At 68.2% G+C, this 25,553-nt stretch carries 26 protein-coding genes; 17 read left to right on the forward strand and 9 right to left on the reverse strand.

The genetic code is table 11. From position 1 onward, the window contains the following. Nucleotides 1-26: 26 nt before the first annotated feature. From EV645_RS15790 to EV645_RS15810, 5 genes are all read left to right on the forward strand, one after another. The gene (locus EV645_RS15790; RefSeq protein ID WP_130444401.1) at nt 27-698 is read left to right on the forward strand and encodes a hypothetical protein; all 672 of its coding nucleotides are present in this window, start codon (nt 27-29) and stop codon (nt 696-698) included. Nucleotides 699-878: 180 nt separating this feature from the next. Continuing rightward, nucleotides 879-1,580, forward strand: coding sequence for a tyrosine-protein phosphatase (locus EV645_RS15795; RefSeq protein WP_130444403.1), 702 nt, complete (start codon nt 879-881; stop codon nt 1,578-1,580). Nucleotides 1,581-1,750: 170 nt separating this feature from the next. Further along, entirely contained in the window at nt 1,751-2,632 is an 882-nt protein-coding gene (locus EV645_RS15800) for an ABC transporter permease (RefSeq protein WP_130444405.1), read from the forward strand. Beyond that, nucleotides 2,619-3,377: an ABC transporter ATP-binding protein gene (locus EV645_RS15805; protein ID WP_130444407.1), complete on the forward strand. Its 759-nt coding sequence runs from the start codon at nt 2,619-2,621 to the stop codon at nt 3,375-3,377. The genes EV645_RS15800 and EV645_RS15805 overlap by 14 nt, the downstream gene beginning before the upstream one ends. A 145-nt stretch (nt 3,378-3,522) precedes the next feature. Continuing rightward, nucleotides 3,523-4,470 (forward strand): type IV toxin-antitoxin system AbiEi family antitoxin domain-containing protein, encoded by a 948-nt coding sequence (locus EV645_RS15810; RefSeq protein WP_157997077.1) that lies wholly within the window; start codon nt 3,523-3,525, stop codon nt 4,468-4,470. Nucleotides 4,471-4,559: 89 nt separating this feature from the next. Here the strand turns inward: EV645_RS15810 and EV645_RS15815 are convergent, their stop codons facing one another. Together EV645_RS15815 and EV645_RS15820 are read right to left on the reverse strand one after the other, a co-directional pair. Next, the gene (locus EV645_RS15815) at nt 4,560-5,564 is read right to left on the reverse strand and encodes a glycosyltransferase family 2 protein (protein ID WP_130444411.1); all 1,005 of its coding nucleotides are present in this window, start codon (nt 5,562-5,564) and stop codon (nt 4,560-4,562) included. A gap of 6 nt (nt 5,565-5,570) precedes the next feature. Continuing rightward, on the reverse strand, nt 5,571-7,046 hold the full coding sequence (locus EV645_RS15820) for an LCP family protein (RefSeq protein WP_130444413.1): 1,476 nt from the start codon (nt 7,044-7,046) through the stop codon (nt 5,571-5,573). 248 nt (nt 7,047-7,294) lie between these two features. Here EV645_RS15820 and EV645_RS15825 point away from each other — a divergent pair, with 248 nt between their 5' ends. From EV645_RS15825 to galE, 4 genes are all read left to right on the forward strand, one after another. Continuing rightward, entirely contained in the window at nt 7,295-8,128 is an 834-nt protein-coding gene (locus tag EV645_RS15825) for a S1 family peptidase (protein WP_130444415.1), read from the forward strand. Between the two features lie 64 nt (nt 8,129-8,192). Beyond that, complete coding sequence (locus EV645_RS15830) at nt 8,193-10,277, forward strand: spermine/spermidine synthase domain-containing protein (RefSeq protein WP_130444417.1); 2,085 nt, start codon at nt 8,193-8,195, stop codon at nt 10,275-10,277. Beyond that, nucleotides 10,274-10,906, forward strand: coding sequence for a class I SAM-dependent methyltransferase (locus EV645_RS15835; protein ID WP_130444419.1), 633 nt, complete (start codon nt 10,274-10,276; stop codon nt 10,904-10,906). The genes EV645_RS15830 and EV645_RS15835 overlap by 4 nt, the downstream gene beginning before the upstream one ends. Nucleotides 10,907-10,967: 61 nt before the next feature. Next, nucleotides 10,968-11,921, forward strand: a complete 954-nt coding sequence (gene galE, locus EV645_RS15840) for a UDP-glucose 4-epimerase GalE (RefSeq protein ID WP_130444421.1) — start codon at nt 10,968-10,970, stop codon at nt 11,919-11,921. Here the strand turns inward: galE and EV645_RS15845 are convergent. After that, on the reverse strand, nt 11,918-12,697 hold the full coding sequence (locus EV645_RS15845; protein WP_130444423.1) for an SDR family NAD(P)-dependent oxidoreductase: 780 nt from the start codon (nt 12,695-12,697) through the stop codon (nt 11,918-11,920). The genes galE and EV645_RS15845 overlap by 4 nt on opposite strands. 16 nt (nt 12,698-12,713) lie before the next feature. Next, nucleotides 12,714-13,391, reverse strand: a complete 678-nt coding sequence (locus tag EV645_RS15850) for a TIGR03089 family protein (protein WP_130444425.1) — start codon at nt 13,389-13,391, stop codon at nt 12,714-12,716. A 67-nt stretch (nt 13,392-13,458) separates the two neighbouring features. Here EV645_RS15850 and EV645_RS43175 point away from each other — a divergent pair, with 67 nt between their 5' ends. Beyond that, nucleotides 13,459-13,764: a twin-arginine translocase TatA/TatE family subunit gene (locus EV645_RS43175; RefSeq protein ID WP_130444427.1), complete on the forward strand. Its 306-nt coding sequence runs from the start codon at nt 13,459-13,461 to the stop codon at nt 13,762-13,764. A 36-nt stretch (nt 13,765-13,800) separates the two neighbouring features. On the opposite strand, the gene EV645_RS15860 is transcribed toward EV645_RS43175, so the two are convergent. Beyond that, nucleotides 13,801-14,724 (reverse strand): LysR family transcriptional regulator, encoded by a 924-nt coding sequence (locus EV645_RS15860; protein WP_130444429.1) that lies wholly within the window; start codon nt 14,722-14,724, stop codon nt 13,801-13,803. A 70-nt stretch (nt 14,725-14,794) separates the two neighbouring features. On the opposite strand from EV645_RS15860, the gene EV645_RS15865 reads away from it, so the two are divergent. After that, a complete protein-coding gene (locus EV645_RS15865) occupies nt 14,795-15,631 on the forward strand; it encodes an SDR family NAD(P)-dependent oxidoreductase (protein ID WP_130444431.1) in 837 nt (278 codons plus the stop codon). A gap of 27 nt (nt 15,632-15,658) precedes the next feature. Here EV645_RS15865 and EV645_RS41870 read toward each other — a convergent pair whose 3' ends face one another. Further along, the gene (locus EV645_RS41870) at nt 15,659-15,817 is read right to left on the reverse strand and encodes a hypothetical protein (RefSeq protein ID WP_157997078.1); all 159 of its coding nucleotides are present in this window, start codon (nt 15,815-15,817) and stop codon (nt 15,659-15,661) included. A gap of 11 nt (nt 15,818-15,828) precedes the next feature. Here EV645_RS41870 and EV645_RS15870 point away from each other — a divergent pair, with 11 nt between their 5' ends. The 4 genes from EV645_RS15870 (at nt 15,829) to EV645_RS15885 (ending at nt 20,684) form a co-directional block, all read left to right on the forward strand. Further along, nucleotides 15,829-17,166, forward strand: a complete 1,338-nt coding sequence (locus EV645_RS15870) for a hemolysin family protein (protein ID WP_130444433.1) — start codon at nt 15,829-15,831, stop codon at nt 17,164-17,166. After that, nucleotides 17,163-18,233 (forward strand): hemolysin family protein, encoded by a 1,071-nt coding sequence (locus tag EV645_RS15875; RefSeq protein ID WP_130444435.1) that lies wholly within the window; start codon nt 17,163-17,165, stop codon nt 18,231-18,233. Before EV645_RS15870 ends, EV645_RS15875 begins: the two co-directional genes overlap by 4 nt. Before the next feature lie 274 nt (nt 18,234-18,507). After that, the gene (locus EV645_RS15880) at nt 18,508-19,578 is read left to right on the forward strand and encodes an NAD(+)/NADH kinase (protein ID WP_130444436.1); all 1,071 of its coding nucleotides are present in this window, start codon (nt 18,508-18,510) and stop codon (nt 19,576-19,578) included. A gap of 11 nt (nt 19,579-19,589) precedes the next feature. Further along, a complete protein-coding gene (locus EV645_RS15885) occupies nt 19,590-20,684 on the forward strand; it encodes a mannose-1-phosphate guanylyltransferase (RefSeq protein WP_130444439.1) in 1,095 nt (364 codons plus the stop codon). A 61-nt stretch (nt 20,685-20,745) separates the two neighbouring features. Here EV645_RS15885 and EV645_RS15890 read toward each other — a convergent pair whose 3' ends face one another. Genes EV645_RS15890 through cofD form a run of 3 tightly spaced genes read right to left on the reverse strand, consistent with a single transcriptional unit; the run spans nt 20,746 to nt 23,497 of the window. Beyond that, on the reverse strand, nt 20,746-21,504 hold the full coding sequence (locus EV645_RS15890; RefSeq protein ID WP_242000441.1) for a DUF3105 domain-containing protein: 759 nt from the start codon (nt 21,502-21,504) through the stop codon (nt 20,746-20,748). Nucleotides 21,505-21,548: 44 nt separating this feature from the next. Next, nucleotides 21,549-22,523: a coenzyme F420-0:L-glutamate ligase gene (locus EV645_RS15895; RefSeq protein ID WP_130444441.1), complete on the reverse strand. Its 975-nt coding sequence runs from the start codon at nt 22,521-22,523 to the stop codon at nt 21,549-21,551. After that, nucleotides 22,520-23,497: a 2-phospho-L-lactate transferase gene (gene cofD / locus EV645_RS15900; RefSeq protein ID WP_130444443.1), complete on the reverse strand. Its 978-nt coding sequence runs from the start codon at nt 23,495-23,497 to the stop codon at nt 22,520-22,522. Before cofD ends, EV645_RS15895 begins: the two co-directional genes overlap by 4 nt. A 115-nt stretch (nt 23,498-23,612) precedes the next feature. Between cofD and EV645_RS15905 the strand changes: the two genes are divergently transcribed. Continuing rightward, on the forward strand, nt 23,613-24,848 hold the full coding sequence (locus tag EV645_RS15905) for a hypothetical protein (protein ID WP_130444445.1): 1,236 nt from the start codon (nt 23,613-23,615) through the stop codon (nt 24,846-24,848). Between the two features lie 329 nt (nt 24,849-25,177). After that, nucleotides 25,178-25,429 (forward strand): WhiB family transcriptional regulator, encoded by a 252-nt coding sequence (locus EV645_RS15910; RefSeq protein WP_012919241.1) that lies wholly within the window; start codon nt 25,178-25,180, stop codon nt 25,427-25,429. Nucleotides 25,430-25,553: the final 124 nt, after the last annotated feature.

A 25,553-nucleotide genomic window follows, 5' to 3' on the forward strand; every position in this document is an offset into this window, starting at 1 on the left:
GTCCTTGTAACAGGTAGCGTGCGGACATGACCATGCAGCCCGGCCTGCCGATGCCAGCGCCGAAGAAGTCGGTTCTTCCGATGCTCGCCATCGCCTGTTTCGTCATCGGTGCGGTGCTGGTCGGGTTCTTCGTCTGGCGGATCGTGGTGACGGCGCCGCACACGCCGCAGCCGATCGAGTCCGGGCGGGTCGAGCTGAAGGAGGAGGGGCTGACGATCTACTCGTCCGTCCCGGTGCTGACCCCGCCGTGCAAGGCGCAGGACGCCGACGGCAACGACGTACCGCTCAAGCGGGAGACCGGGTCGGAGACGATCACGATCAACGGCAACAGCTGGTACGTCGTCGCGCGGTCGGAGCATCCGGTGCCGGCCGGCGTCTACAGCATCTCGTGCACCGACGACGAGACCAGCGCAACGTACGCCGCCGGCCCGAAGTCATCGATCGTCGCGTTCGTGCTGTCGATCCTCGGCGCGATCTTCTCGTTCCTGATCTTCGCCGGCCTGGGCATCGTCTTCCTCATCATCTGGGCCGTCCGCAAGTCCCGCCGCAACCGCCCCACCCAACCAGGTGCCCCCGGCAACTACCCGCCCCCCAGCGGCTATCCCCAGCCCGGCTATCCCCAACAGCCGAACCAGCACTTCCCCCCACCCCCGCCGTACAACCCCGGGCCGAATCCGGACCGCTCCCAGGACCGCTGACGCAACACCATTCGGACCAGACCGAAAGGCTGGGGCCGCGCCTCGATCACCCGTAGCGTCACAGTTCGGGGTGGGGCGGGACCGGTGCTCGGTGGGATGTGCCGGGGTGCGGCAACTGGACAACGACCGGGTGTTTGCAGTACACGTTCGCTGCTGAGGTGGGTCTGCTTGGATAGGCCCATGGATCTTGAGTGGGCGGGGTGCCGGAACGTCCGGGATGTCGGGGGATTGCCGACGGCGGACGGGCGGGTCGTGCGGGCGGGCGTGCTGATTCGGTCGGAGAGTTTGCAGTACCTCACCGACGACGGTGTCGACGCGGTACGGCGGGCCGGGGTGGGGCGGATTCTGGACCTGCGGGGCGACGGCGAGGTTGCGGCGTTCCCGACGCCGTTCACCGGTACGCCGTTGGCCGTGCGGCAGGCGTTGCAGGATCCGGCGGATCCGGATCACGGGCAGCCGACGATCGTCGAGGCGTGTACGTGGATGCTCGATCGGCGGCCGGAGTTGTTCGCGGCCGCGGTGAAGGCGATCGCCGACGAGGAGGACGGCGCGGTCGTCGTGCACTGTCACGGCGGGAAGGACCGGACCGGGATGGTCGTCGCGCTGGCGCTCAGCGTGGCCGGCGTACCGGAGGAAGAGATCGTTGCCGACTACTTCCTGACCCAGGAGCGGCTCGCGCCGTGGCTGGAAGAGCAGCTGGCCGCGGAGCCGGACCCGTCCAAGCATCCGGAGATGATCGAGTTCCGCGACACCCGGGCCGAGTCGATCGTCGCGATCCTGCGCCACCTCGACACGAAGTACGGCGGACCGGAGTCATACCTGCGGCACGGTGGTCTCACCGACGAGGATCTGACCAAGCTGAGAGCCCGCTTAGTGAGCTGACCTGCGTCACGACGGGATCACACAGCGCAGTACATTGGCGCAATGCCGACCGCCGCTGTGTTGATTGCCGCGCCTCCGGCGCGGCGGCTCATGGGGCCTGGATCCCCGGCCTTCCCTCGTCTCTCCGGTCGCTTCGCTCCCTCCGTTCCTCGGTCCAGGCCGGGGGCCCCATGAGCGGGCCGACCGGGACGACAAGCCCGGCCGAGCTGGCCGAACGCTACGGACTCTCCAAGAGCTCGATCCGCCCCCCGCTCAGCTCGTATCTCCGTGAGCTGTGGAGCCGTCGCCAGTTCGTCCTCAGTTACGCCACCGCACGCACCTACGCCATGTACGCCGGAGCGCGCCTCGGCTCGATCTGGCAGGTGCTGACGCCGCTGCTCAACGCCGGCGTGTACTACCTCGCCTTCGGTGTTCTGCTCGGCACCAAGAACGGGATCGACAACTACGTCGCGTTCCTGCTCAGCGGGATCTTCGTCTTCACGTTCACGCAGCGCTGCATGACCGAGGGTTCGCGCTCACTCGCGCTGAACCTGTCGCTGATCCGCACGCTGCACTTCCCCCGCGCCACCCTCCCGCTGGCCTACGTGCTGAACGAGCTGAACCAGATGCTGGTCTCGCTCGCGATCCTGTTCGTGGTGGTCGGGTTCACCGACGGCCCGGCGTGGCGCTGGTTCCTGATCGCGCCGGCGATGGTGCTGCAGATGATGTTCAACATCGGCATCACGCTGGTCTTCGCGCGGATCGGGACGTTCGTCTCCGACGTCACCCAGCTGCTGCCGTTCGTCACCCGCACTTGGCTGTACGCGTCCGGCATCTTCTTCTCGCTGCCGGCCAAGCTGGAGCAGCTGAACGCCCCGAGCTGGGTGGTCCAGGTGCTCGCGTTCAACCCGATCTCGGCGTACATCGACATCGTCCGGCGATCGCTGCTCCAGGAGCACAAGCAGAACGAGCTGCCGCACGCCTGGACGATCGCGATCGTCTGGTCGTTCGTGATGCTGGCGGCCGGCTTCTGGTACTTCTGGCGGGCGGAGGACCGTTATGGCCGGGGCTGAGCCCACTGTCATCGCCGACAAGCTGGACATCATCTACAAGGTGATCGCCGGCCAGGGCGGCAAGGGTACGGCGGCCACCGCGTTCCGGCGGATCCTGAAACGGCAGGACCGGCCGACGATCCGCGAGGTCCACGCGGTCAAGAGCGTGAGCTTCACCGCGAACAAGGGCGACGCGATCGGCGTGATCGGCCGTAACGGCTCCGGCAAGTCGACGCTGCTGCGCGCGATCGCCGGCCTGCTGCCGCCCGCATCCGGCGCGGTCTACACCAGCGGGCAGCCGTCGCTGCTGGGCGTGAACGCGGCGATGATGAACGACCTCACCGGCGACCGCAACGTGGTCCTCGGCTGCCTCGCGATGGGCATGTCCCCGGCCGAGGTCCAGCGCCGCTACGACGAGATCGTCGAGTTCTCCGGGATCGGCGATTTCATCGACCTGCCGATGTCGACGTACTCCTCGGGGATGGCGGCACGGCTGAAGTTCGCGATCGCGTCCGCGAAGACGCACGACATCCTGCTCGTCGACGAGGCGCTGGCCACCGGCGACGCCGAGTTCCGGGTCCGGTCCGAGCGCAGGATCAAGGAGCTCCGCGACCAGGCCGGCACGGTCTTCTTGGTCAGCCACAGCCTCGACGTCGTCCACGAGACATGCAACCGCGCGATCTGGCTGGACGCCGGCGTACTGAAGCTCGACGGCCCCGTCGAAGAAGTCGTCGCCGCCTACGTCCACTCCACCCGAGCCGGCTAAGACGCATAGCAGTGGATAACCACTGGTCTTGGGCGTTCTCCACTGGTACTCGGGTGAAGAACCCCCAACATCAGTGGATATCCACTTATCCACAGATGTGCCGGCAGGGAGCCTGGGCGATGCCGGGGCGTTGGATGCTTGGTGGGTGAACCAGCGGCTCAGACTGATCGCGCAGCAACAAGGTGGCGTCTTCAGCCGTCGCCAGGCCCTTGCGAGCGGATGCACCCACGAGCAGATCGTCCGCTGCCTGCGGAACGGAAGCTGGGAACAGATCCGACGCGGTCAGTACGCCGAGGTGCTCGACCTGACTGTTCTGCCGCCGTGGGAACGCGCCCGGACGACGCACCTCCGGCAGGTGCACGCGGTGATGAACGCGATGCGCCCGGGGACTGTCGCCGTCAGCCATCAGTCGGCGCTGGTCCTGCACGGTCTGCCGATCTGGGGCCTCGACCTCAGCCGCGTGCACGTCACCCGGGTGGACGGGCGATCCGGTGGTGTCGTCGCCGGCGTACAGCACCACCTCGGAGTGCTGACCGACGCCGACCTCGATGTCGTCGACGGCCTGCTCGTGACCAGCATCGCGCGCGCGACAGTCGAATCTGCGTGTACGGCGTCGTTCGAGGTGGCGGTGATCGGTGTGGACGCTGCGCTGCGCACCGGCCACCTCGGAGAGGACGAGGTACGGCGTCTGCGGTCCGTGACGGCGTTCTGGCCCGGATCCGTCACGGCCCGGGAAGCTTTGCGGTTCGGGAACGGACTGTCCGAGTCGGTCGGTGAGTCACGGCTCCGGGTCCTGATGTACGAGCGCGGGCTGCCGCAACCTCGCCTGCAGACCGAGTTCCGCGATCGTTTCGGGCCCATCGGCCGGGTCGACTTCGACTTCGACGGGTACCAGACGGTGGTCGAGTTCGACGGCGTGCTCAAGTACGGCGGCGGATCGCCCGAGGTGCTGATCCGGGAGAAGCGGCGCGAGGACCGGCTCCGCGCGATCGGCCTCACCGTGATCCGCACCGACTGGTCCGACCTCGACCGGCCCGCCGAGCTCGCCGCCGACATGTTCCGAGTCCTGGAACCGCGTCGCCGGCGCGCGTGATATCCACCCGTGTTGGGGGTTCTTCTGCCGCATACCAGCCGAGAACCCCCAAAGGGAAGGGATCTCCCCTCGGGTTGGCGACCGGCAGGTTAGACGGCCTTCGGTTGTTCGCGGAGGCCGATGAGGAAGCCGAGGCCCCACGAGACGTGCATGGTCGCGCAGACCAGCGGCATCCAGAAGAGGGCCTTCCAGGGCAGGTAGCGGCCTTCCATCGCGGAGCCGAAGATCAGCAGCAGCGCGTAGCCCAGCGGCGCGATGAAGCCGAGGTCGAGCCAGCTGACGCCGGTGGCCAGGCCGACGATGCCGAGGATCGTGCCGACGGCCAGCAGGATCACGGCGACCGGCGGGGCGAGGTACCGCTTGTTGGCGGTCTCCGGGTGCCGGCGGATTACCTCGCGGCGCCACTGGCCGGTGTGGAAGAACTGCTTGGCCACCGCGGACAGCGACGAGCGCGGCCGGTAGGTGACCGAGAGATCCGGGGTGAACCAGATCAGCCCGCCGGTCTTGCGGATCCGGTAGTTGAGCTCCCAGTCCTGGGCCCGGTGCATGGTCTCGTCGAAGCCGCCGACCCGCTCGAGAGCGGCCCGCCGGAACACGCCGAGGTACACGGTGTCGGCCGGCCCGGCCTTGCCGCCCTGGTGGAACGTGGACGCGCCCAGCCCCAGCCGGGAGCGGTACGCGCAGGCGACTGCCATCTCCGTCGGGGTGCGGCCCTCGGCCGCCATCACGCCGCCGACGTTGTCCGCGCCGCTCTCCTCCAGCACCTCGACCGCGCGGGTGATGTACCCGTCGGTGAGCGCGCCGTGCCCGTCGACCCGGACCAGGATGTCGTGCTTGGCGTGCGCGATACCGACGTTCAGCGCGGCCGGGGTCTTGCCGGTCGGGTTCGGCACGATGCTGATCCGGTGATCCTTCTCGGCCAGCTTGTCCGCGATCTCCTGCGTCCGGTCCTTGCTCGGGCCGATCGCGAGGACGACCTCCAGCTCACCGGGGTAGTCCTGCTCGAGGACGCGGCCGGCCGCCTCCTCGAGATGGCGTTCCTCGTTCAGCACGGGCATCACGACGGATACGGGTGGCCAGTGGGACAGCGGCATATCAGGTCAGGCCTTACAGATCGATGCGACGTCGTCGACGCCGGTGGCGGGTGTGGTCGGTGAAGCGGTGGGCTTCTTGGTCGAGCCGGTGCTCGGTTTCTTCGTCGTGCTGGTGGTACTACGCGGAGTGGTCGAGGTCTTACCGTCTCCTCCTGAGCCGCCCTTGTCCAGCGATTCGGACTTCGCGATCGCCTCGGCGACCTTCGTCCGGATCAGCGCGAAGTCCGGGTCGCCGGTGTGGATCAACGGCGGGACCGCGGAGAAGCTTGACACCGGGAGCTTCTTCGCGTCCAGCGCGAGATCGGTGAAGGTGCCCAGCTCTCCGGCCGGAATGTCGGTCTTGACCACCTGTTTGCTGGCCGACGCGATGCCCTGGAACTTGGTCAGCACGGTCGACGGCGACAGCTGGTTCAGCATCGCGGACATCACGCACTTCTGCCGGGCCATCCGCTCGTAGTCCGATGACTCGGCCCGGGACCGGGCGAACCAGAGCGCGTGGTACCCGTCCAGGTGCTGGTTCTTGCCGGCCTCGATGTAGCCCTTGATCGGGGAGCTGCCGCCGCCGATCGGGACCCGCTTGCCGATGTCCAGCGTGATCCCGCCGACCGCGTTGAGCAGGTCGCGGAACCCGGCCAGGTCGATCAGCACGAAGTAGTTGATCTTGAGCCCGGTGACGGCCTCGATCGCCTGTGTGGTGGCGGTTTCGCCCGGGTTCGGGTCGCCGGGGAACAGGGCCTTGTGGTTGGCGGCGTAGGTGTAGACGGCGTTGAGCAGGCACTCGGCAGCGCACTTGTTCCACATGAAGCCTTCGGGGAACTGCTTGGCCATCGCCGTACCGGCCGGGAACGGGACCTTGGCCAGGTTCCGCGGGAGGCCGATCAGGACGGTCCGGCCGGTGTCCGCGTCGATGCTGGCCACCGTCATGCTGTCCGGCCGGGTGCCGATCCGGTCCGCGCCGGAGTCGCCGCCCATCATCAGCACGTTGTAACGGCCCTTCTCGGCCTTCGAGGACTTCCCGCTGCCGAACACGCTGGCGACGAAGTCGCGCTGGGTGTTCACGATCACACTCGCGTAGACCAGTGCGCCGACGACGACGAAGATCAGTACGCCGTCGAGGATGCTCGTGATGAGGCGGTGATTGCGCTCCAGCGTCAGCGGCTGCGAGATCCGGTACGCGTCGATGAACAGCGCCGCCCAGCCGATCGCGAGCACGATCAGGATGATCTGCACCAGCCGCAGCGTCCCCGGCCGGGCCAGGAAGTTGATCGTCCCCGAGCGCCAGATCAGGCCGAGCACGATCAGGAACACGATGATCGCGATCAGGCCGAAGACCACCCGCCAGACCCAGCGGCCGGCGCGGCGGCTGCCCGCGACGATCTGGGCCGACCCGGGCAGGATCAGCGTCATCAACAACAGTGTCAGCGCCCGCTTGAACCGGACCGGCTCGCGGAGATTGCGCAGGTCTGGCTTCTCCTGCGGCATGACGTCCTTCCGTTCTCCAACCGGGCGGTCTGATGCCGACCGTACCTTGTCCTCACTTGTCACTTGGTACGACGTGCCGCGGGACGAACTGGTTCGGGCGGAGGCGGATCCGGAGACGAAGAGTAGCAGTCTCTTCACACAGCGCAGGAAAACCCGTGCAGTCACCCTGCTTCACACAGTTGTGATGGTCGGCGGCGGACCGATGCGTTACGAAGTCTTCTAAGTACAACCAGTGAGGAAACCGCCCCATGAAACTGTTCCGCTCAGTCCTGGCCGTTACAGCGGTCGCGACCACCACCCTCCTCGGTACGACGTCCGCACACGCCGCGGCGCCCGGTACCGACTTCACCGGCATCGCCGCACTGAGCAACTGCTCCGCATCCCTCGTCCGGTACGCCGAATCGGTCAGCACCGACAAGGCGCTCGTGCTCACCAACGGGCACTGCTACGAGGGCGGGTTCCTGCAACCCGGCCAGGTGCTGGTGAACAAGGCGTCGACGCGTTCGATCACGCTGCTGAAGCCGGACTCCAACCGCGCCGGTACGGTCCGCGCCGACAAGATCCTGTTCGGCACGATGACCAAGACGGACATGATCGTCTACGAGGTGAACGAGACGTACGCGTCCATCAAGAGCCGGCTGAACGTCACTCCGCTGACCCTGGCCAAGCAGGGCCCGGCCGACGGCGCCGGGATGGCGGTCGTATCGGGTTACTGGAAGCGCATCTACACCTGCTCGGTGCAGGCGACGATCCCGCAACTGCGCGAGGGCGACTGGACCTGGCAGAACTCGATCAAGTACCAGCAGCCCGGTTGCGAGACGATCGGCGGTACGTCGGGATCGCCCGTCGTGAGCACGACGACCGGCGAGATGATCGGCATCAACAACACCGGTAACGAGGACGGCGAGCGCTGCACGGTGAACAACCCGTGCGAGGTCGACGCCAACGGCAACGTCACCGTCGAGCAGGGCGCGGCGTACGGCCAGCAGACCTGGTGGCTCTACACCTGCCTGACCGCGGACCGCACGATCGACCTGAACAAGTCCGGCTGCCAACTCCCGAAGCCGGCCCGTCGTCGCTGACTGTCCGTAATAAGGACGTGCGGGGTGACGCAGACCACTTCGATATCCGGTAACGTCGCCCCGCATGGCAGTCGACTCCTCCACGGACCACGTCACGACCACCAATTGGCCGAGCCCGTTCGGAGTACGGACGCGGCTGGTTGCGGCCAGTGCGCTGATGCTCTTCACCGAGCTTGCGCTGATCCGGTGGACCGGTTCGAACGTGGTACACCTCAGCTACTTCTCGAACTTCGTGCTGCTCGGCTCGTTCCTGGGCATCGGGATCGGCGTACTGCGATCCGGCCGCGCAAAGCGGCTGCCGTACTACTCGCCGATCATGCTCGGTCTGCTGGTCCTGGTGATCGCCTGGAAACCGGTGACGGTCAACCGGGGCAGCTCGTCGAGCGTCATCTACTTCACCAGCCTGAACACCACCGGCCCGCCGGTCTGGGTGATCCTGCCGATCATCTTCATCGCGGCCGCGGTGGTGCTGGCCGGTCCGGCCGAGCTGGTCGGCCGCTGTTTCGCCGAGCTGCCGCGGCTGACGGCGTACCGCTTCGATCTGATCGGCAGCCTGGCCGGGATCGTGACGTTCACCGGGCTGTCGTTCCTGGGCGCGCCGCCGATCTGGTGGGGGCTGATCGTCACGATCATGTTCGCGGGCCTGATGATCCCGCGGACGGCCGGATCCGGCCGCCGGGCCGTCGCGATGGGGCTGAGCGCCGCGATGGTGCTCGCGCCGCTGCTGGTGATGCTCGGGGTGCTGTTCCACGAGTCGACCAAGGCGAACAACAGTTGGTCGCCGTACTACAAGGTGCAGACCAAGCAGTACACGTGGGAGGGCGTGCCGCTGCTGACGATCACGGTGAACGGCGTACCGCATCAGCAGGCGATCCCCGCCGACGCACGGTTGCAGTGGGAGCCGCAGTACGGACTGCCGTACGAGCGGGCGAACGTCGGGAAGACGCCGAAGAACGTGCTGATCATCGGCGCCGGTTCCGGGTCGGATGTCGCGATCGCGTTGAAGAAGGGTGCGACGCACGTGGACGCGGTCGAGATCGACCCGCGGATCCGCGACCTCGGCAAGGCGCTGCACCCGGACCGTCCGTACCAGGACCCGCGGGTGACGTCGCATATCGACGACGGGCGCGCGTACCTGTCGCGGACGAACAAGAAGTACGACCTGATCCTGCTGGCGCTGCCGGACTCGTTGACGCTGGTGAACGGCGCGAGCTCGCTGCGGCTGGAGAGCTACCTCTTCACCAAGCAGGCGTTCGAGAGCGCTCGCGATCACCTCAATCCGGGTGGGGCTTTCGCGATGTACAACTACTACCGCGAGACGTGGCTGATCGACCGGCTCGCGTCGACGGCCCAGGAGGCCTTCGGGCACAAGCCGTGTGTGGACAAGATCGGCGACGGTCTGCAGCAGGCCGTGGTGACGGTCGGTCTGACCGAGCAGGACCAGACGTGTGCCGCTGAGTGGCCCGGTCCGGCGGCGATCACGCCGCCGCCGGCCACGGACAACCGGCCGTTCCTGTATCTGTTCACCGACCGGATTCCGTCGCTGTACCTGGTCACGCTCGGGCTGATCCTGGTCGCGGGCCTCGTCGGCGTCGGCATCGCGGGCGGCGGGTCGTCGTACCGGCGGATGCGTCCGTACGCGGATCTGTTCCTGCTGGGCGCGGGCTTCATGTTGCTGGAGACGAAGAGCATCACCGGGTTCGCGCTTCTGTTCGGTACGACGTGGGTCGTGAACGCGATCGTGTTCGCCGGCGTGCTGGTGGCGGTGCTTGCGGCGGTCGAAGTGACGAGACGGTTCAGGACACCACCGATCAAGGTGATGTTCGCCGTACTGTTCGGCGGCCTCGCGTTGTCGTGGGTCTTCCCGGACAGCTGGCTGCTCGGCATGCCGGTCGGGTTGCGGGTGATCGTCGCGGTCCTGATCGCGTTCACGCCGATCTTCGCCGCGAACGTGATCTTCGCGAAACGCTTCACCGACACAGCCGACGGCACAGCCTCCTTCGGCGCAAACCTCCTGGGCGCAATGCTCGGCGGCTGCCTCGAATACGCCGCCCTGATCATCGGCTTCCACGGGTTGTTGATCATCGCCGCACTGCTGTACGCCGGGGCGTTCCTGCTCACACCCAAAGCCCGCTCCCTGGCCCGATGAGTGAGCTGGCGGACTACTACCGCGATCGCGCCGGCGAGTACGACGCGGTCTACAACAAACCGGAACGGCAGGAGGACCTCGCCCGCCTGCGGGCCCTCCTGCCACCGCTCGTCCGCGGCCGCGCAGTCCTGGAAGTTGCCGCCGGCACCGGGTACTGGACGACCGCGCTGTCCACCACGGCCGCCTCGGTGCTGGCAACGGACTTCAACGAGGAGCCGCTGGCCATCGCCCGCACGCGGTCCTACGGTCCGGGCGACGTACGGTTCCAGACTGCCGACGCGTACGACCTCGGTGCGGTCGAGGGGCGGTTCGACGCGATCTTCGCCGGCTTCTTCTGGTCGCACGTGCTCCGGGCCGACGTACGCCGCTTCGTCGCCGGCCTGCGGGACCGGCTCGAGCCGGGCGGCATGCTGATCCTCGCCGACAACCGGTACGTGGAGGGCAGCAACTATCCGATCACCCGGACGACGGCCGAGGGCGACACGTACCAGATGCGGCAACTGTCGGACGGGCGGACGTTCGAGGTACTGAAGAACTTCCCGACCCGGCAGGAGTTCACGGCCGGGGTGATGCCGGGTGAGGTCGAGTGGACCGACTTGACTTACTTCTGGCTGGCAACTGTCTGTTGATTGGTACAGGATCGGCCCGTTCGGACGGTCCTGGGCGGGTCCTGGTGGCAGGATCTGAGACATGACGTGGCTTGTGACTGGTGGTGCCGGGTACATCGGGGCGCATGTGGTGCGGGCGTTCCGCGACGACGGGATCGATGTGGTCGTGATCGACGACCTGTCGAGCGGGAAGGCGGAGTTCGTACCGGACGGTGTGCCGTTCGTCCGGGCGAACCTCCTGGACGGTGCGGCGGTGCGGGAGGCGCTCGACGGCGTCGACGGCGTCGTACATCTGGCCGGGTTCAAGTACGCCGGGGTGTCGGTGGATCGGCCGCTGCACACCTACACGCAGAACGTGACGGCGATGGTGTCGCTGCTCGAAGCGATGGCGGAGAAGTCGGTGCGCAACATCGTCTTCTCGTCGAGCGCCGGGGTGTACGGGACGCCTCGCGACGAGGTGGTGACCGAGGACACCGCGCCGGATCCGCAGTCGCCGTACGGCGAGTCGAAGCTGATCGGCGAGTGGCTGCTCCGCGACCAGGCCGCGGCGGCCGAGCTGCACCACACCTCGCTGCGCTACTTCAACGTGGTCGGGTCGGGCGATCCGACGGTGTACGACGCCAGCCCATACAACCTGTTCCCGATCGTCTGCAACCTGCTGACCCAGGGCAAGGTGCCGCAGATCTACGGCACCGACCACCCGACCCCGGACGGTACGTCGGTCAAGGACTACGTACACGTCGCCGACCTCGCGCGTGCACATGTCGCGGCCGCCCGCGCGCTCGAGTCCGGCAAGACACTCGAACGCGTCTACAACCTGGGCAGCGGCACGGGTACGTCGGTCCGCGAGATCATGGACGCCGCCCGCCGGGTGACCGGCATCGACTTCACCCCGGGCGAAGCCCCGCGCCGGCCGGGCGACCCGTCCCGCGTGGTCGCGAACGGCGAGCTCGCCGCCCGTGACCTGGCGTGGAAGAACACGTACACGGTCGACGACATGTTCGCGACCGCCTGGGAAGCCTGGCCGAAGGGCTAGTAGCTCTTCTTGAAGGCACCGTTCGTCGACAGGTCCATCATGCCGGGCCCGGTGAGGACGCCGCCTTCGACCGGGAGCGTGTGACCGGTGATCCAGGACGCGTCGTCGGAGGCCAGGAACGCGACCGCGGCGGCGATGTCCTCGGGCTCGCCGACGCGGCCGAGCGGGTACATCTTCTCGAAGCGCTCGAGCGTGTCGGGCTGGTTGTCCCAGTTCGGCGTACGGATGGTGCCGGGGGCAACGACGTTGAAGCGGACGCCGAGGTCGCCGTATCGCGCGGCGTAGTTGACCGTCATCGCGATCTGGCCGGCCTTGGCCGCGGCGTACTCGATGTTGCCGAAGGCAGCGAGTCCGTTGACCGAGCTGATCGTGACGACGTTGCCGCGGTTCTTGACGAGCTGCGGGAGCGCCGCCTGGATGCACCGCGACGCACCGACCAGGGTCAGATCGAGCTGCGCGTGCCACTCCTCGGAGGTCGTGTCCTCCGGCACGGTTGACACGATGCAGCCACCGGCGTTGTTCACGACCACGTCGAGCCGGCCGAACCGCTCGACCGCGGCGGCAACTGCTGCGTCCACATCATCGCGGTTGGTCACGTCGACCTGCAGCGGGAGCGCCCGCTCGCCGATCCCGGCCGCGACCTCGCCGACCTTCTCCACCTGGAGATCGGTCACCACCACCGACGCGCCCTCGTCGGCCAGCCGCCGCGCGACCGCGGACCCGATGCCCTGCGCCGCCGCCGTGACCAGCGCGACCTTTCCTTCGAACCGACGCACGCTAACCCCTCCGTTGTTACTCGAGTACTCGGTCGACCTTCTCGTCCGCGACCCGGCGCTCCAGCTTGGCGGCGTCCAGGTTGCGGCAGAGGACGATCGAACCACCTCCGGCGATCACGCCGACCAGCAGTCCCAGGCCGTCCCGGTCCGTGAGCGTCTGCTGGACCAGAATGCGGTCGGCGACCGGCTCCGCCGCACTGATCAGATCCTCGTGCGTGAGGTCGTCGTACGCCGGGGAGTCGGGCGTCGGCGGGTCGAACGGGACGAAGACGTCGGGGTGGTTGTAGACCTCGGCGCCGTAGTCCTGGATGCCGTCCGGGACGGGCTCGCGGAAGCGGCCGCCGAGCGGGAGAAGGGCCGAGGCAACGGTCTCGCGCTCGCCGCGGACGGCGAAGTCGGGGCCGGTGATCGCGAGGGTACCGGTCTTGCTGGTCAGCGAGGCGCCGACCGACCAGGTGGACAGCGCCCAGACGACGCCCAGCCAGTGCGGCGGGAGGCCGATCGCGACGGTCTCGCCGGACTCCAGGTCGTACTCGTCGGCCAGCAGGTTCGCGGTCTTGGCGACCCAGTTCGCGGTGGTGACCGCGCTCAGCTCGATCCGCTCGCCGGTCGCGTCGTCGTAGTAGGTGAGGAACGGGGCGCCGCCGTCCCGGCGGACCGCGGCCGCGAACAGCTCGGGGAGGACTCGTGACATATGGCCCAGCCTACGGTTCGTACTCCGGCGTACCGTGGTGGGGGATTTTCTCGAAAGAAGGCTTGTCATGGTGCCACAGCTCGCGCTGCCCGAAGGCGGCGAATGGATCGTCATCCTGGTCATCGTGGTCCTCCTGTTCGGCGCGAAGAAGCTGCCGGAGCTGACCAAGAACGCCGCCCGCGCAATGAAAGAATTCGAGAAAGCCCGCCACGGCGACGACGACGAAACCCCACCCCAGGTAGCCCCCGCCCCCGCCCCAGCCCAGCCCCAAGCAGCTGCTCCCGTGCAGGCAGCTCCGGCGCAGGCGCCGCAGCCGGCGACAGACGCCCAGCCCGCCCGCCCGACGGACATCGAGGGCGGCACCGCGCAGTAGCCGCCCGGCTCACCTCAGCCCGCCCGGTCGCCGGGGTCAGGTCGGTGGGTTGACTTCGAGGACTGCGGTTCGTAGGGCGGCGGCCAGTAGGGCGGTCGGTTCTGGCATGCGGCCGGGTAGACGGGCGAGGATCGTACGGCGGAGTTCTTGCGGGCCGCCGCGGACTGTGACCACCCGGACGCCTGGCGGGACCGCGGACGCCATGGACGCGGAGATCGTGGTCAGGCCGGCGCCGGCTGCGACCAGGTGGAGTTTGGCGAGCCAGTCGCGGACTGTGTGGGCGATGACCGGCCGTTCGTCCAGGCCGGGCCAGACGCCCATCCACAGTTCGCTGGACGACGTGGGGCCGGCGATCCAGCGCTGACCGCGGAGGTCGGCGACATCGACGGAGTCGTGGGCTGCGAGTGGGTGCCCGGTCGGTACGGCGAGTCGGAGGCTCCGCTCGGCGAGAATCTCCAGCTTCAGCGCGGGTGACTCGGCGTCCGGCGGGCGGAACGGCGGGGCGGACGCGATCAACGCCAGGTCGATCGTCCCGGCCCGGAGCGCCCGGACCAGGTTGGGCGTCGATCCCTCCCTGGTCGTCACGGTGATCGCAGGGTGCGTACGACGTACCGCGCTGATTGCCCGCGGCAACAAGACCGCGCCGGCACTCGGGAACCAGCCGAGCCGGACGGTCCCGCCCTCGACCGGCAGCCCGGCGAGTTCGCGCGCCGTCGCGTCGAGCTGGTCGAGCACGGCGGCGGCGTTCCGCAGTACGACCTGCCCGGCCGTGGTAAGGGCGACACCTTCGCGGCGGCGTTCCAGCAGTTGGTTGCCCGCGGCCCGCTCGAGGCCGGCGATCTGACGCGAGACCGCGGACTGCGTGTAGCCGAGGGCTGATGCCGCGGCGGTGAACGTCCCCCGCTCCGCCACCTCCCGGAACACCCGCAACGCAACCAGCGAGACGTCGGTGAAGTCCATGACATCTACGCATACCACCTATGCCGAACTTTCGCTGGAGTCATACCAATCCCAGACCTACGTTGGCGACATGACACAACCACGCATCGCCCTAGTAACCGGAGCCAACCAGGGCATCGGCTACGCCCTAGTAGAAGAACTCGCCAGCAGGATGAACCCAGAAGACCTAGTCCTCCTCACCGGCAGGAACCCAGACCGAGTCGCCGCCGCGGCAGCTCGCATCAAAGGTGTCGCGAAGGTCGAGGGACGGGTGTTGGACGTGACTGATGGGGAGGCGGTGGAGCGGCTCGCGGAGGAGCTGGGGGTGGTGGACATTGTGGTGTCCAACGCGGTGGGGCCGTTGGAGCCGGGGAAGACGCCTAGTGAGCAAGTGGATGAGTTTGTCGACGTGGCGAACCTGGGGGCTCAGTACATGTTGCGGGCGTTTGGGCCTCGGGTGCGGGCTGGGGGGCGGTTGGTTGTGGTGGCTAGTTCGTTGGGGACGTTGGAGCAACTGCCGGAGGAGTTGTGGGGGCGGTTTGACGGGGTGAGCTTGGAGGATGTCGAGAAAGTTGTGGAGGAGTGGCGGGCTGCGGTGCATGAGGGGACGGCAGCGGCTCAGGGGTGGCCGGAGTGGATCAACTTGCCGTCCAAGGTTGCTCAGGTGGCGGCCGTGAGGGCCGTGGCGGCGGAGCAGCGGGACCGGGATCTGGCCGACGACACGCTGGTTGCGTCCGTTTGTCCGGGGCTGGTGGATACTCGCGCCTCGAGGCCGTGGTTCGACGACTTCAGTCAGGCCAAGTCGCCCGAGGATGCCGTGCAACCGATTGTGGATCTGCTCCTGGCTGACCACGTCGACCCGGCGCTGTACGGCGAGCTGGTCCGCGACGGCAAGGTCATCCCCTGGAAGCCGTCCACCCCTCGCTAGCCCCCTGCCCGGGCGGAGCTGGTTAGGTTAGCCTAATGTCACGACGATCTGCACACAGTCGCTTACTGGATCGCCGGTGAGACCTCGGAGCGCGGGGACGCCGTACGCATGCAGGCGTTCGCGAAGCCAGGAGAAGAGGGCCTCGACGTCACGACCCCGCAGTACTGCAATCGCTGGAGTTCTCATAAGGTCGTCCCATGCTGATCCTGGCCGGCCTGGGGCTGATCCTGGTGCTGACCGTTGCCACCGGCTACTTCGTCTCCCAGGAATTCGCGTACGTCGCCGTCGACCGGAGCCGCCTGCGCACGCTGGCCGAGAACGGTGACGCGTCGGCCGCGCGCGCACTGAAGGTCACCTCGCGGCTGTCGTTCGTCCTCTCGGGCGCGCAGGTCGGCATCACGATCACCGCGCTGCTGGCCGGGTACTTCGCGGAGCCGTATCTCGGTGCGGGCCTGGAGGACCTGCTCGGCTCGTCCGGCGTACCGGAGGCCGTGAGCAGGTCGATCTCGGTGATCTTGGCGTTGCTGTTGGCAACGATCATCCAGATGGTGCTCGGCGAGCTGGCGCCGAAGAACCTCGCGATCGCGAAGGCCGAGACGATCGCGCTGCGGCTGTCCCGGTCGACCTTGTGGTACCTGCGGCTCGCCGGCCCGGTGATCCACCTGTTCGACTCGGCGTCGAACCGGATCCTCCGCCGGGTCGGGATCGAGCCGGTCGAGGAGCTGCCGCAGGGCGCGACCCCGAAGGAGCTCGACCGGATCATCGAGACGTCGTACGAGCAGGGCCTGCTGGACCAGGACACGATGCGGCTGCTCGATCGCGGGCTCGACTTCCGCGGCCGTACGGCGGGCGAGGCGATGGTCCCGCGCGTTGATGTCGTGACGATGCATCGCGACGAGCGGCTGACCCGCGTGGTCGAGCTGCAGGACACCGGACACAGCAGATTCCCGGTGATCGGCGACTCGGTCGACGAGCTGGTCGGCGTGGTCGCGATCGGCGACGTGGTCGAGCTGGAACCGGCCGACCGGGCGGCGATCGCGGTCGGTTCGTTGGCGTCGCCCGCAGTCGTCGTACCGGCGACGTTGCCGCTGCCCGGCGTACTCGAGCGGCTGAGGGTCGCGCGCCGCCAGCTCGCGATCGTGGTCGACGAGTACGGCGGGTTCGCGGGGATCGTGTCGCTCGAGGACATCGCGGAAGAGCTCGTCGGCGAGATCCGCGACGAGGACGATCTGCCGGAGACCGGTCTGGTGCAGGGCGGCGACGGGTCGTGGGTGGTACCGGCTCGCTGGCGGCTCGATCAGGTCGAGGAGGTAACCGGCGTACAACTGCCTGAAGGCGATGACTACGAGACGGTGTCCGGCCTGGTGCTGGCGCGGCTCGGTCGCCTTCCGCTGGTCGGCGACGAGATTGCGGTGGAGCTGCCGCCGCGGATCGACCACGACGGCCGGCCGATCCCCGCCGAGTACGTGCGGCTGACTGTGCAGACCATCGAACGCCGGGTGCCCGGCATCGTGGTGATGGAGCGGACAGCATGAGTACGACGTGGGCGCTCATCATCTCCGCCGTACTGCTGGCGTTGAACGGGTTCTTCGTCGCCGCCGAGTTCTCGCTGGTCGCGTCGAAGCGCCACCGGCTCGAGGAAGCGGCCGCGTCCGGCAGCCTGGCCGCCCGGGCCGCGCTCGCCGGGGTCAGCGAGTTGTCGCTGATGCTCGCCGGCGCGCAGCTCGGGATCACGTTGTGCACCTTGGGTCTCGGGTCGTTGAGCGAGCCGGCGGTCGCGCACCTGCTGCACCCGCTGTTCGAGCTGGCGCACGTCCCCGAGGGCGTCGGTCATGTGATCGCGCTGATCATCGCGGTCGGCGGGATCGGTCTGCTGCACGTCCTGCTCGGCGAGATGGCGCCGAAGTCGTGGGCGATCAGCGATCCGGAGCGGTCGGCGTTGGTGCTGGCGATGCCGTTCCGCGCGTTCACTTGGGTCTTCCGGCCGCTGCTGATCGTGCTCAACTGGCTCGCCAACCTGTGCCTGCGGCTGGTGAAGGTCACGCCGCAGAACGAGATAGCCAACGCCCACGGCCCGGACGAGCTCCGGCTGCTGATCGAGTCCTCGCGCGAACACGGCACGCTCGAACAACCCGAGCACGAACTGCTGACTGCGATGCTCGCGCTGCAGAACACCACGGTCGGTCAGGTGATGACGCCGATCGCCGAGCTGTCGACGGTTCCCTCGACCGCATCAGCCCGCGAGGTGGAGCTGACCAGCCGGCGCGAGGGGCACTCGCGGCTCGCGGTCGTCAGCTCCGGTACGACGATCTGCGGCATCGTGCACGTCCGCGACGCGGCCCGCGCAACCACGGCCGGCGACACGAACGCGCGCGCATCCGACCTGATGATGGCCGCGCTCGAACTCGGCGACCGTACGCCGGTCGCGAAGGCAATCCGCACGATGCGCGACGAACGCTCCCAGCTCGCCGTCGTCTGCGGCGGCGACCAGGCGATCGGCGTCGTGGCCCTCGAGGACCTCCTCGAAGAGGTCATCGGCGAGTTCGACGACGAAACCGACCCCATCATCACCGCCGCCACCCCCAAACCCCCACGCCCCTAGCGCCCCGCCGCCCCACGCCCACGCCCCACGCCCCACGCCCTAGCGGCCCCGCGCCCCCAGCGCCCCACGCCCTAGCGGCCCCGCGCCCCCAGCGCCCCACGCCCTAGCGCCCCCAGCGCTCCGCCGCCTCGTTGGGCGCACTTTGTGCACCGAATACTCATCTTGAAGCGTTTCAGTATGGGTGGTTGGTGCACAAAGTCGTTGGTGAGGTGGGGGGAGGGGGTGTGTGGCGCGGATACGGTGGGGGCGGGAAACCGTGTGGAGGAGGGGTGGCGTGGCGATCAGCCGGATTGGGCTTGTGGTTCACCAAGGGCGGCCGGTGGCGGTGGAGACCGCCGGGACGGTGCGGAAATGGGCGACCGACCACGGCATCGGCTGCACCGACATCGACGTCTGGAAGGACCACCAGGAACGGCGGAGCGGGACCGACGAGCTGCACCACGCCGGCGATCCGGATCTCGTCGTCACGCTCGGCGGCGACGGCACGTTCCTGCGCGGGGCTCGGATCGCGGCGAAGAACAACGCCGCCGTACTCGGGGTCGACCTCGGCAAGGTCGGGTTCCTGACCGAGGTGGCGTGCCGCGACGTCGAGGCCGCGCTGGAAGCGGTGCATCACGGTGGCGCGACGTACGAGGAACGCATGACGCTGACGATGCGTGCGTCGCGGCCGTTGGAGATTCCTCAGGGTATTGAGTCCTTGCTGCGGTACGGGCACGGTCCGGCGTTGCCGCCACCGCCGGTACGGCACGAGATGGCCGAGGGCGACGGGTGGGGGATGGCGCTCGACGTCACCGCGCTGAACGACGTGGTGGTGGAGAAGCTGGCGCGCGATCACCAGGTCGCGCTCGGCGTGTATCTGTCCGGCAGGCTGCTGGCGTCGTACTCCGCTGACGCGGTCATCGTGGCGACACCGACAGGGTCGACGGCGTACAGCTTTGCGGCCGGCGGGCCGATCTTGTCGCCGAACACCGAGGCGATCGTGTTCACTCCGGTCGCACCGCACATGACCTTCAACCGAACGGTGATCGCGGCGCCGGACGAGCCGATCGCGTTGCGCGTACTGCCGCATTCGGGGCAGGCGGCGGTGAGCATCGACGGCCAGCTGCGCGGCGTACTCGATCCGGGGGACTGGATCGGGGTGTACGGGTCACCGCAACGCTTGCGGCTCGTGCGGCTGCGGCCGGCGGACTTCTACGGGCGGCTGCGCGACCGCTTCAACCTCACCGACGCACCCGCCACGGCACTCGACGGCGAACCCGAGCTGTTCTGGCAACCAGCCGATTCGCCGATTCCTCCCGACCTCAAGCACCTACGGATTCCGCTAGCACCTGGTGACGACCGGTAGGGTCTTTCCTCATGCGAAACGTGGTGATCCTGGCGGGTGGTTCGGGGACGCGGTTGTGGCCGATGTCCAGAGACGACAGGCCGAAGCAGGTGCTGCCGCTGGCGGCGGGACAATCGCTGCTCCGGGTGGCGTTCAACCGGCTCCGCGGACTGGTCGAGCCGGAGAACATCTACGTGTGCACGGTCGGTGCGTACACGGACGTCGTACGCAAGGAACTGCCGGAGCTCGGCGAGCACAACATCATCGGCGAGCCGGCTCGGCGGGACACCGCGAACGCTGTCGGGCTCGCGTCTGCTGTCGTGGCGCGGAACGATCCCGATGCCGTGGTTGCCTTTGTCGGGTCGGATCACCTGATCAGTCCGGAGGACGAGTTCCGCTCGGCGATCGAGCACGGGTTCGAGGTCGTGGAGGCTCGCGGGCGGTCGCTGGTCACGTTCGGGATCGAGCCGACGCATCCGCACACCGGGCTCGGGTACATCGAGCGGGGCGAAGCGATCGAGGGGACGCGCGCGTTCGTGGTCGATCGGTTCCGGGAGAAGCCGGACCGGGCGACGGCCGAGGAGTACCTGGCGACGGGCCGCTTCTGGTGGAACTCCGGGATGTTCGTCTGGCAGGCGTCGACGGTGCTTTCGGTGCTCGACTCGCTGCTGCCCGAGTCGGCCGCTCGGTTGCGTGAAGTCGCCGCGGTCTGGGACACGCCTGAGCGCGACGCGACCCTCGAGGAGATCTACCCGAACCTGCAGAAGATCTCCGTCGACTACGCGGTGATGGAACCGGCATCCCAGGGCAAGGTCGACGCGGACGTGGTCGTCGTACCGATGCCCGTGCACTGGCTCGACGTGGGTTCGTGGGCCGCGCTGGCCGACACGTACGACGCCGACCCCAACGGCAACCGCACCGACAGCATCACCCTGAGCTGCCTACTCGACTCCCACGACAACATCATCGTCACCGACGACCCGAACCACCTGGTCGCCGCAGTCGGCCTCCACCGCCACATCATCGTCCACACCCAAGACGTAACGATGGTCTGCCCATTGTCCGACGGCGAGCGCGTGAAGGACCTGGTAGCCCGGGTCCAGTCCGACCACGCGAACTACATCTAGTTCCACACGAAGACGCCCCCGGGAGAACAACTCCCCGGGGGCGTTTCCAGTTGCTGCAACCTCAGCCGGCGTTGGGCTCCTGGGCGTCTGCGGCCGGGTACTTTTCCATGAACTGTTTGAGGGCGTCGCCGCTGACCGAGCCGCAGAACTGGCGGTGGCCGAAGGACTTCTGGGAGGCGTCCGGGCTGCTCCAGTGGGCGAAGGCGAGGTTCTTGCCGTCGGGCCAGGGCTTGCCTTCGGACTCCTTGAACGGCGCGGCGATGAACTTGCCGACCGAGCTGTCCGGGAGCTTGGACTTGGAGATCTTCTCGATCTGGTCGATCTGGTCCTTCGGCAGCGTGTCGCGGTACCAGAGGATCGTGTAGCCGTGCTCCAGGTTGTGGACCAGGTTCTCCACCGGCGGACGGTCGCTCGGCGTGTAGAACTTCTTGTCGAACGGCGCCCAGACCGCATAATGCGGGCCGGACGACGGCGGCGAGACGGAGTACAGGATCTTCTCGCCGTCGGGGCGGTGGTCCTGGGTGCCGCCGGCCTCGTCGTTGGTGATCGCCTCGCAGGAGGCGGCCGACGCGGCGACGCCGAAATCGGTGAGCGCCTGGTTCTTGGTCTTCGAGTCCTGGACCAGCTTGATCGCCGGGTAGGCGATGATCGCCAGGCCGGCCACGATGGCGCACACCACGATGAGGATGGTGCGGCGGCGGTCCGACCGGGACTGCTCGCGCTGCATCTTCTCGATCATCTCGCGGCGCGACTGCTTCTGCGACGAGGCTTTACCCACAGTGTTGGTCTTCCCGGCTAAGGGCGGCCACCGCGCCGCCATGCGAAGGCAGTGTACGAGGCGACCCTAAGAAGTTGCCTAGAAATCTACCGTGACCGTGAGCCGAACGTGACCGTCGCCTCAGCGCCCGGTCCCGGCCGCACGGTCACGCCGTACCCCTCCGCGTGCAGCAGTACGGCGAGCTTCTCGGCGATCACGCCAACGGTCACCGGCTCCACGCCGAAGACCGTGACAGCGTTGTCACCCAACTCGAGCCGTACGTCGTCCACGTCGCGCAGCAAGCCGACCCACACCGCCGGATCCACCTCTCGCGGACCGGACGGCTCCTTCCGCGACAACACCGCAGCCCGTGCAGCCTCCCGCGTCCCCAGGCTGAACATGTCGAACTCAGCGTCCCGCACCAGTGCCCGCGCACCCGGCCCGTGCTCGCCGACGGGCAGTACGGCGTCCTGCAGCCCACGCAGTACGGCGACGGGCACGCCGTCCGCCTTGCCCTTCACCAGCTCACCCGCACTGGCGATCTCGTCGGCCAGAGCGGGCTCCGTGACAGCAAGGACGTTCCCGTGGCTGTCCGTCGTACCGCGCAGGTCCTCGATGACCCGCACTCCGGCCGCACCGATGGCCAGATCGGTCTGACCGTTGCGCCACGGGCGGCCGAGCGTGTCAGTCACCACGATGCCGACGTTGACGTCGTACCGCTCCTTCAGCGCCGTCCGCAGTACCCGCGCCGACTCGTCAGGGTCGACCGGAAGCAGCAGGACCGTGCCAGGTGCAGTGTTCGACGTGTCGGTGCCAGCAGCAGCCATCACCAGGCCGTGCCGCGTCTGCACGATCCGGGTCTCACCGCGTTGCGCGACGACCCGCACGAGCTCAGCGTCGACAGCCTCCTGGCGAGTGCCGTACGTGAGCCGGCCCTCCGCCTTGCTGACGATCTTCGACGTGACCGCGACGACGTCTCCGTCGCGCAGGTCGGTCCCGTCCGCGATCAGTGCGGCCAGGTCCGCCCCGGCCGCCACCTCCGGCAGACCGGTCACCGGGAAGATCTCCAGGTGCTTCCTCATTGCCGCACGGCCTCCGCGAGGTTCAGCGCCGCGTCAGCCATCGCGGCGGTCGTGGTCTCGTCCGTCATCCACAACGGGACGGCCTGGACGTGAATTCCGGCGCCGGCGATCGAGTCCGCCTGCATCGCGTCCGACGTGTCGATCAGCCACCCGTCGAGTACGCCGCCGGTCGCGCGCGAACCGTAGTACCGCGCGACTGCCGACGCTGTGGACGCTACACCGACGGTGGCGAGCACCTTGTCGGCCATTCCGCGGACCGGACTGCTGCCGATGATCGGCGACAGCCCGATGACCGGAGCCTTGGTCTCCCGGACCGCATCCCGCACGCCGGGGACGCCGAGGATCGTGCCGACCGAGACCACCGGGTTGGACGGCGGGATGATCAGTACGTCGCAGTCCGCGATCGCTTCGAGTACGCCGGGAGCCGGCTTGGCCTTGTCCTGGCCGACGGCGACGATCTGGTGTGCCGTGATCTCGGCGTGCCAGCGCACCCAGTACTCCTGGAAGTGGATCGCCTTGCGCCGCCCCGGCTGGTCCGGGTCCTCCACCACGACGTGCGTCTCGACCCGGTCGTCACTCATCGGCAGTAGCCGTACCGGGAGCTTCCAGCGGGTGCTGAGCGCCTCGGTGACCGCACTGAGGGTGTAGCCGGCGTCCAGCATCTGCGTCCGCACCAGGTGCGTCGCAACGTCGCGGTCGCCCAGCCCGAACCAGGTGGGCTCCACGCCGTACGCCGCGAGCTCCTCCTTGATCACCCAGGTCTCGTCCTCGCGGCCCCACTTGCGTTCCTCCGAGATGCCGCCGCCGAGCGTGTACATCACGGTGTCGAGGTCGGGGCAGACCCGCAGCCCGAACAGGGTGATGTCGTCGGCGGTGTTCCCCACGACGGTGATCTCGGCGTCCGGCCGGGCCTGGAGCAGCCCGCGCAGGAAGGTGGAACCGCCGATGCCACCGGCCAGCACTGTCAATCGCATGGGAAGAGTCTGCACGAGTCGTCAATCGGTCGAACCACCGCGGGACTATGCTGCGGTGGGTCCGAACCATCCGCACAGCTCAGTTGTACGGCCCCCCAACATCCGAGGAGCCCTCGTGGTCACCGACGCAACCAAGAAGCTCAGAGAGCCGGTCGCGTACATCCTGCTCGCATTCGCCGGCCTGCTCGCGCTGGCCTCGCTGATCCGGCTGTTCGTCGGCGGAGCCGGCTTCACGGCCGCCGCAGGCACAGTGCAAGGCGTAGTCACCCCACCCTCGATCTCCGGGCTGGTGATTCTCCTCGTCCTGGTCGGTGCCGTGTGGCTGGTCAACGAAGATGAGCGGACCCCGAACGCGCGCACCGTCGCCCTGGCGGCGCTCGTCATCATCGGCGTCACCGGACTGATCGGCCTGATCACCGCGTTCGCCGGTTTCAACGAGACCAGCACCGCCGGCATGAAGATCGTCGGCTTCATCTACGCGCTCGGCGGCCTCGCGCTGTACGGCGCTGCCGGTCTCTACATCCTGAAGACCTTCCAGTCGCTGCCTGCGCCGGTGCGTGCGCCGAAGCCGGGCCAGTTCCAGCAGCAGGGCCAGCAGTACGGCCAGACCGCTCCGTACGGTCAGCAGGGCTACCCGCAGCAGGGACAGCAGGGCTACGCGCCCCAGGGCCAGCAGGGCCAGCAGTACGGCGGCCAGTACGACCAGGGTCAGGGCCAGTACGGCGGATACGCGGCGGCCGGTGCCGCCGGCGGGTACGCCGCGGGCCAGGGCGAGCAGCAGCAGTGGCCGCAGGAGCAGAGCTGGGGCCAGGGCGAGCAGCAGGCCTGGTCGGCCGGTGAGGCCGAGGCGCAGCACTCCGCTCAGCACTCTGCGGGTCAGCCGCAGGCGGATCAGGCCTGGACCGCCGAGGGCCAGGGCGCCGAGCCGACGCAGGCGTGGAGCTCCGAAGGTCAGCAGCAGTGGGGACAGGACGCAGCCCAGCAGGGCCAGCAGTGGCCGCAGGAGCAGCAGTGGGGCGGCGCAGAGGCCGGCCAGCAGCAGTGGGCCGGTCAGGAGTACGGACAGGCCCAGCCGGCTCAGCCTGGTCAGCAGGAGTGGAGCCAGCAGGAGCACCCGGTGACGGAGGAGGGCTCGCACGAGCAGTCCGACGCCCAGCCGCAGGCCTGGCAGCAGGAGCAGGCCTGGCAGGCCGACGAGACCCCGGCCGCCGAGTCGCAGCCGAGCGCCTCGGAGCCCGCGCAGACCGAGCCCGCCGACGAGACCCGGGTCGACCCGCGCGGCGAGCCGGACAAGAACGACCCGAACCAGCAGGGTCAGGGACAGCAGGGCTGGTGGTCCCAGCCTTCCTGACAGAGAAGGGATCTAGGGCGGCAAGCCCTTGCCCGAGCTAGCAGGAAAATCCCGGCAGGATGAGGTTTGAGCCGGGGCACACAGCGCGAGAGGCCTGTATCCGCAGGCCTCTCGTTCTTTTGCGGCCATGTTGCGGATGATCCCAATAGCAGAGCACGGCTTGACTTTCGTGGATTGCAGGAATGTAATTTCAACCGTGTCGTTCGTTGGACACTCGGTATCGGGGACCGTTGCAGAGCGCAGGACGGACGAGGTCAGGCATGTGGACCGCAAACCCACATGTACAGGGGAACGAACAGGGTCGAGGAGGTCGTACCGTGACAGAGCTGATGGCGATTGTCGACGGTGAGGCGATCGAGGAGGAGCCGAACTGGCAGGAAAGGGCGCTGTGCGCCCAGACCGATCCAGAGGCTTTCTTCCCGGAGAAGGGCGGTTCCACCCGCGAGGCCAAGAAAGTGTGCCTCGGTTGCGACGTCCGGGGCGAGTGCCTCGAGTACGCGCTGCAGAACGACGAGCGCTTCGGGATCTGGGGCGGCCTGTCGGAGCGGGAGCGCCGCAAGCTGAAGAAGAGGGCCGTCTGAGGCGTCGGTAACCACAAGCACAACAACATCAGGACTTCCGCGAGGCCCCGGGCGAACGTCGCCCGGGGCCCGCGGCTTTCCTGGCTCTCGGTGGGCGGCTGTATGGTGAGTCCTCGCTGGGACC

This window comes from Kribbella rubisoli, assembly GCF_004217145.1.
Lineage (GTDB): Bacteria > Actinomycetota > Actinomycetes > Propionibacteriales > Kribbellaceae > Kribbella > Kribbella rubisoli.

What these genes read in the sequence shown, in the direction of transcription:
- EV645_RS15790 (WP_130444401.1), top strand. Translation starts at nt 27, where the DNA reads ATGACCATGCAGCCCGGCCTGCCGATGCCAGCGCCGAAGAAGTCGGTT.
- EV645_RS15795 (WP_130444403.1), top strand. Translation starts at nt 879, where the DNA reads ATGGATCTTGAGTGGGCGGGGTGCCGGAACGTCCGGGATGTCGGGGGA.
- EV645_RS15800 (WP_130444405.1), top strand. Translation starts at nt 1,751, where the DNA reads ATGAGCGGGCCGACCGGGACGACAAGCCCGGCCGAGCTGGCCGAACGC.
- EV645_RS15805 (WP_130444407.1), top strand. Translation starts at nt 2,619, where the DNA reads ATGGCCGGGGCTGAGCCCACTGTCATCGCCGACAAGCTGGACATCATC.
- EV645_RS15815 (WP_130444411.1), bottom strand. Translation starts at nt 5,564, where the DNA reads ATGCCGCTGTCCCACTGGCCACCCGTATCCGTCGTGATGCCCGTGCTG.
- EV645_RS15820 (WP_130444413.1), bottom strand. Translation starts at nt 7,046, where the DNA reads ATGCCGCAGGAGAAGCCAGACCTGCGCAATCTCCGCGAGCCGGTCCGG.
- EV645_RS15825 (WP_130444415.1), top strand. Translation starts at nt 7,295, where the DNA reads ATGAAACTGTTCCGCTCAGTCCTGGCCGTTACAGCGGTCGCGACCACC.
- EV645_RS15830 (WP_130444417.1), top strand. Translation starts at nt 8,193, where the DNA reads ATGGCAGTCGACTCCTCCACGGACCACGTCACGACCACCAATTGGCCG.
- EV645_RS15835 (WP_130444419.1), top strand. Translation starts at nt 10,274, where the DNA reads ATGAGTGAGCTGGCGGACTACTACCGCGATCGCGCCGGCGAGTACGAC.
- galE (WP_130444421.1), top strand. Translation starts at nt 10,968, where the DNA reads ATGACGTGGCTTGTGACTGGTGGTGCCGGGTACATCGGGGCGCATGTG.
- EV645_RS15850 (WP_130444425.1), bottom strand. Translation starts at nt 13,391, where the DNA reads ATGTCACGAGTCCTCCCCGAGCTGTTCGCGGCCGCGGTCCGCCGGGAC.
- EV645_RS43175 (WP_130444427.1), top strand. Translation starts at nt 13,459, where the DNA reads ATGGTGCCACAGCTCGCGCTGCCCGAAGGCGGCGAATGGATCGTCATC.
- EV645_RS15860 (WP_130444429.1), bottom strand. Translation starts at nt 14,724, where the DNA reads ATGGACTTCACCGACGTCTCGCTGGTTGCGTTGCGGGTGTTCCGGGAG.
- EV645_RS15865 (WP_130444431.1), top strand. Translation starts at nt 14,795, where the DNA reads ATGACACAACCACGCATCGCCCTAGTAACCGGAGCCAACCAGGGCATC.
- EV645_RS41870 (WP_157997078.1), bottom strand. Translation starts at nt 15,817, where the DNA reads ATGAGAACTCCAGCGATTGCAGTACTGCGGGGTCGTGACGTCGAGGCC.
- EV645_RS15870 (WP_130444433.1), top strand. Translation starts at nt 15,829, where the DNA reads ATGCTGATCCTGGCCGGCCTGGGGCTGATCCTGGTGCTGACCGTTGCC.
- EV645_RS15875 (WP_130444435.1), top strand. Translation starts at nt 17,163, where the DNA reads ATGAGTACGACGTGGGCGCTCATCATCTCCGCCGTACTGCTGGCGTTG.
- EV645_RS15885 (WP_130444439.1), top strand. Translation starts at nt 19,590, where the DNA reads ATGCGAAACGTGGTGATCCTGGCGGGTGGTTCGGGGACGCGGTTGTGG.
- EV645_RS15890 (WP_242000441.1), bottom strand. Translation starts at nt 21,504, where the DNA reads ATGGCGGCGCGGTGGCCGCCCTTAGCCGGGAAGACCAACACTGTGGGT.
- EV645_RS15895 (WP_130444441.1), bottom strand. Translation starts at nt 22,523, where the DNA reads ATGAGGAAGCACCTGGAGATCTTCCCGGTGACCGGTCTGCCGGAGGTG.
- cofD (WP_130444443.1), bottom strand. Translation starts at nt 23,497, where the DNA reads ATGCGATTGACAGTGCTGGCCGGTGGCATCGGCGGTTCCACCTTCCTG.
- EV645_RS15910 (WP_012919241.1), top strand. Translation starts at nt 25,178, where the DNA reads ATGGCGATTGTCGACGGTGAGGCGATCGAGGAGGAGCCGAACTGGCAG.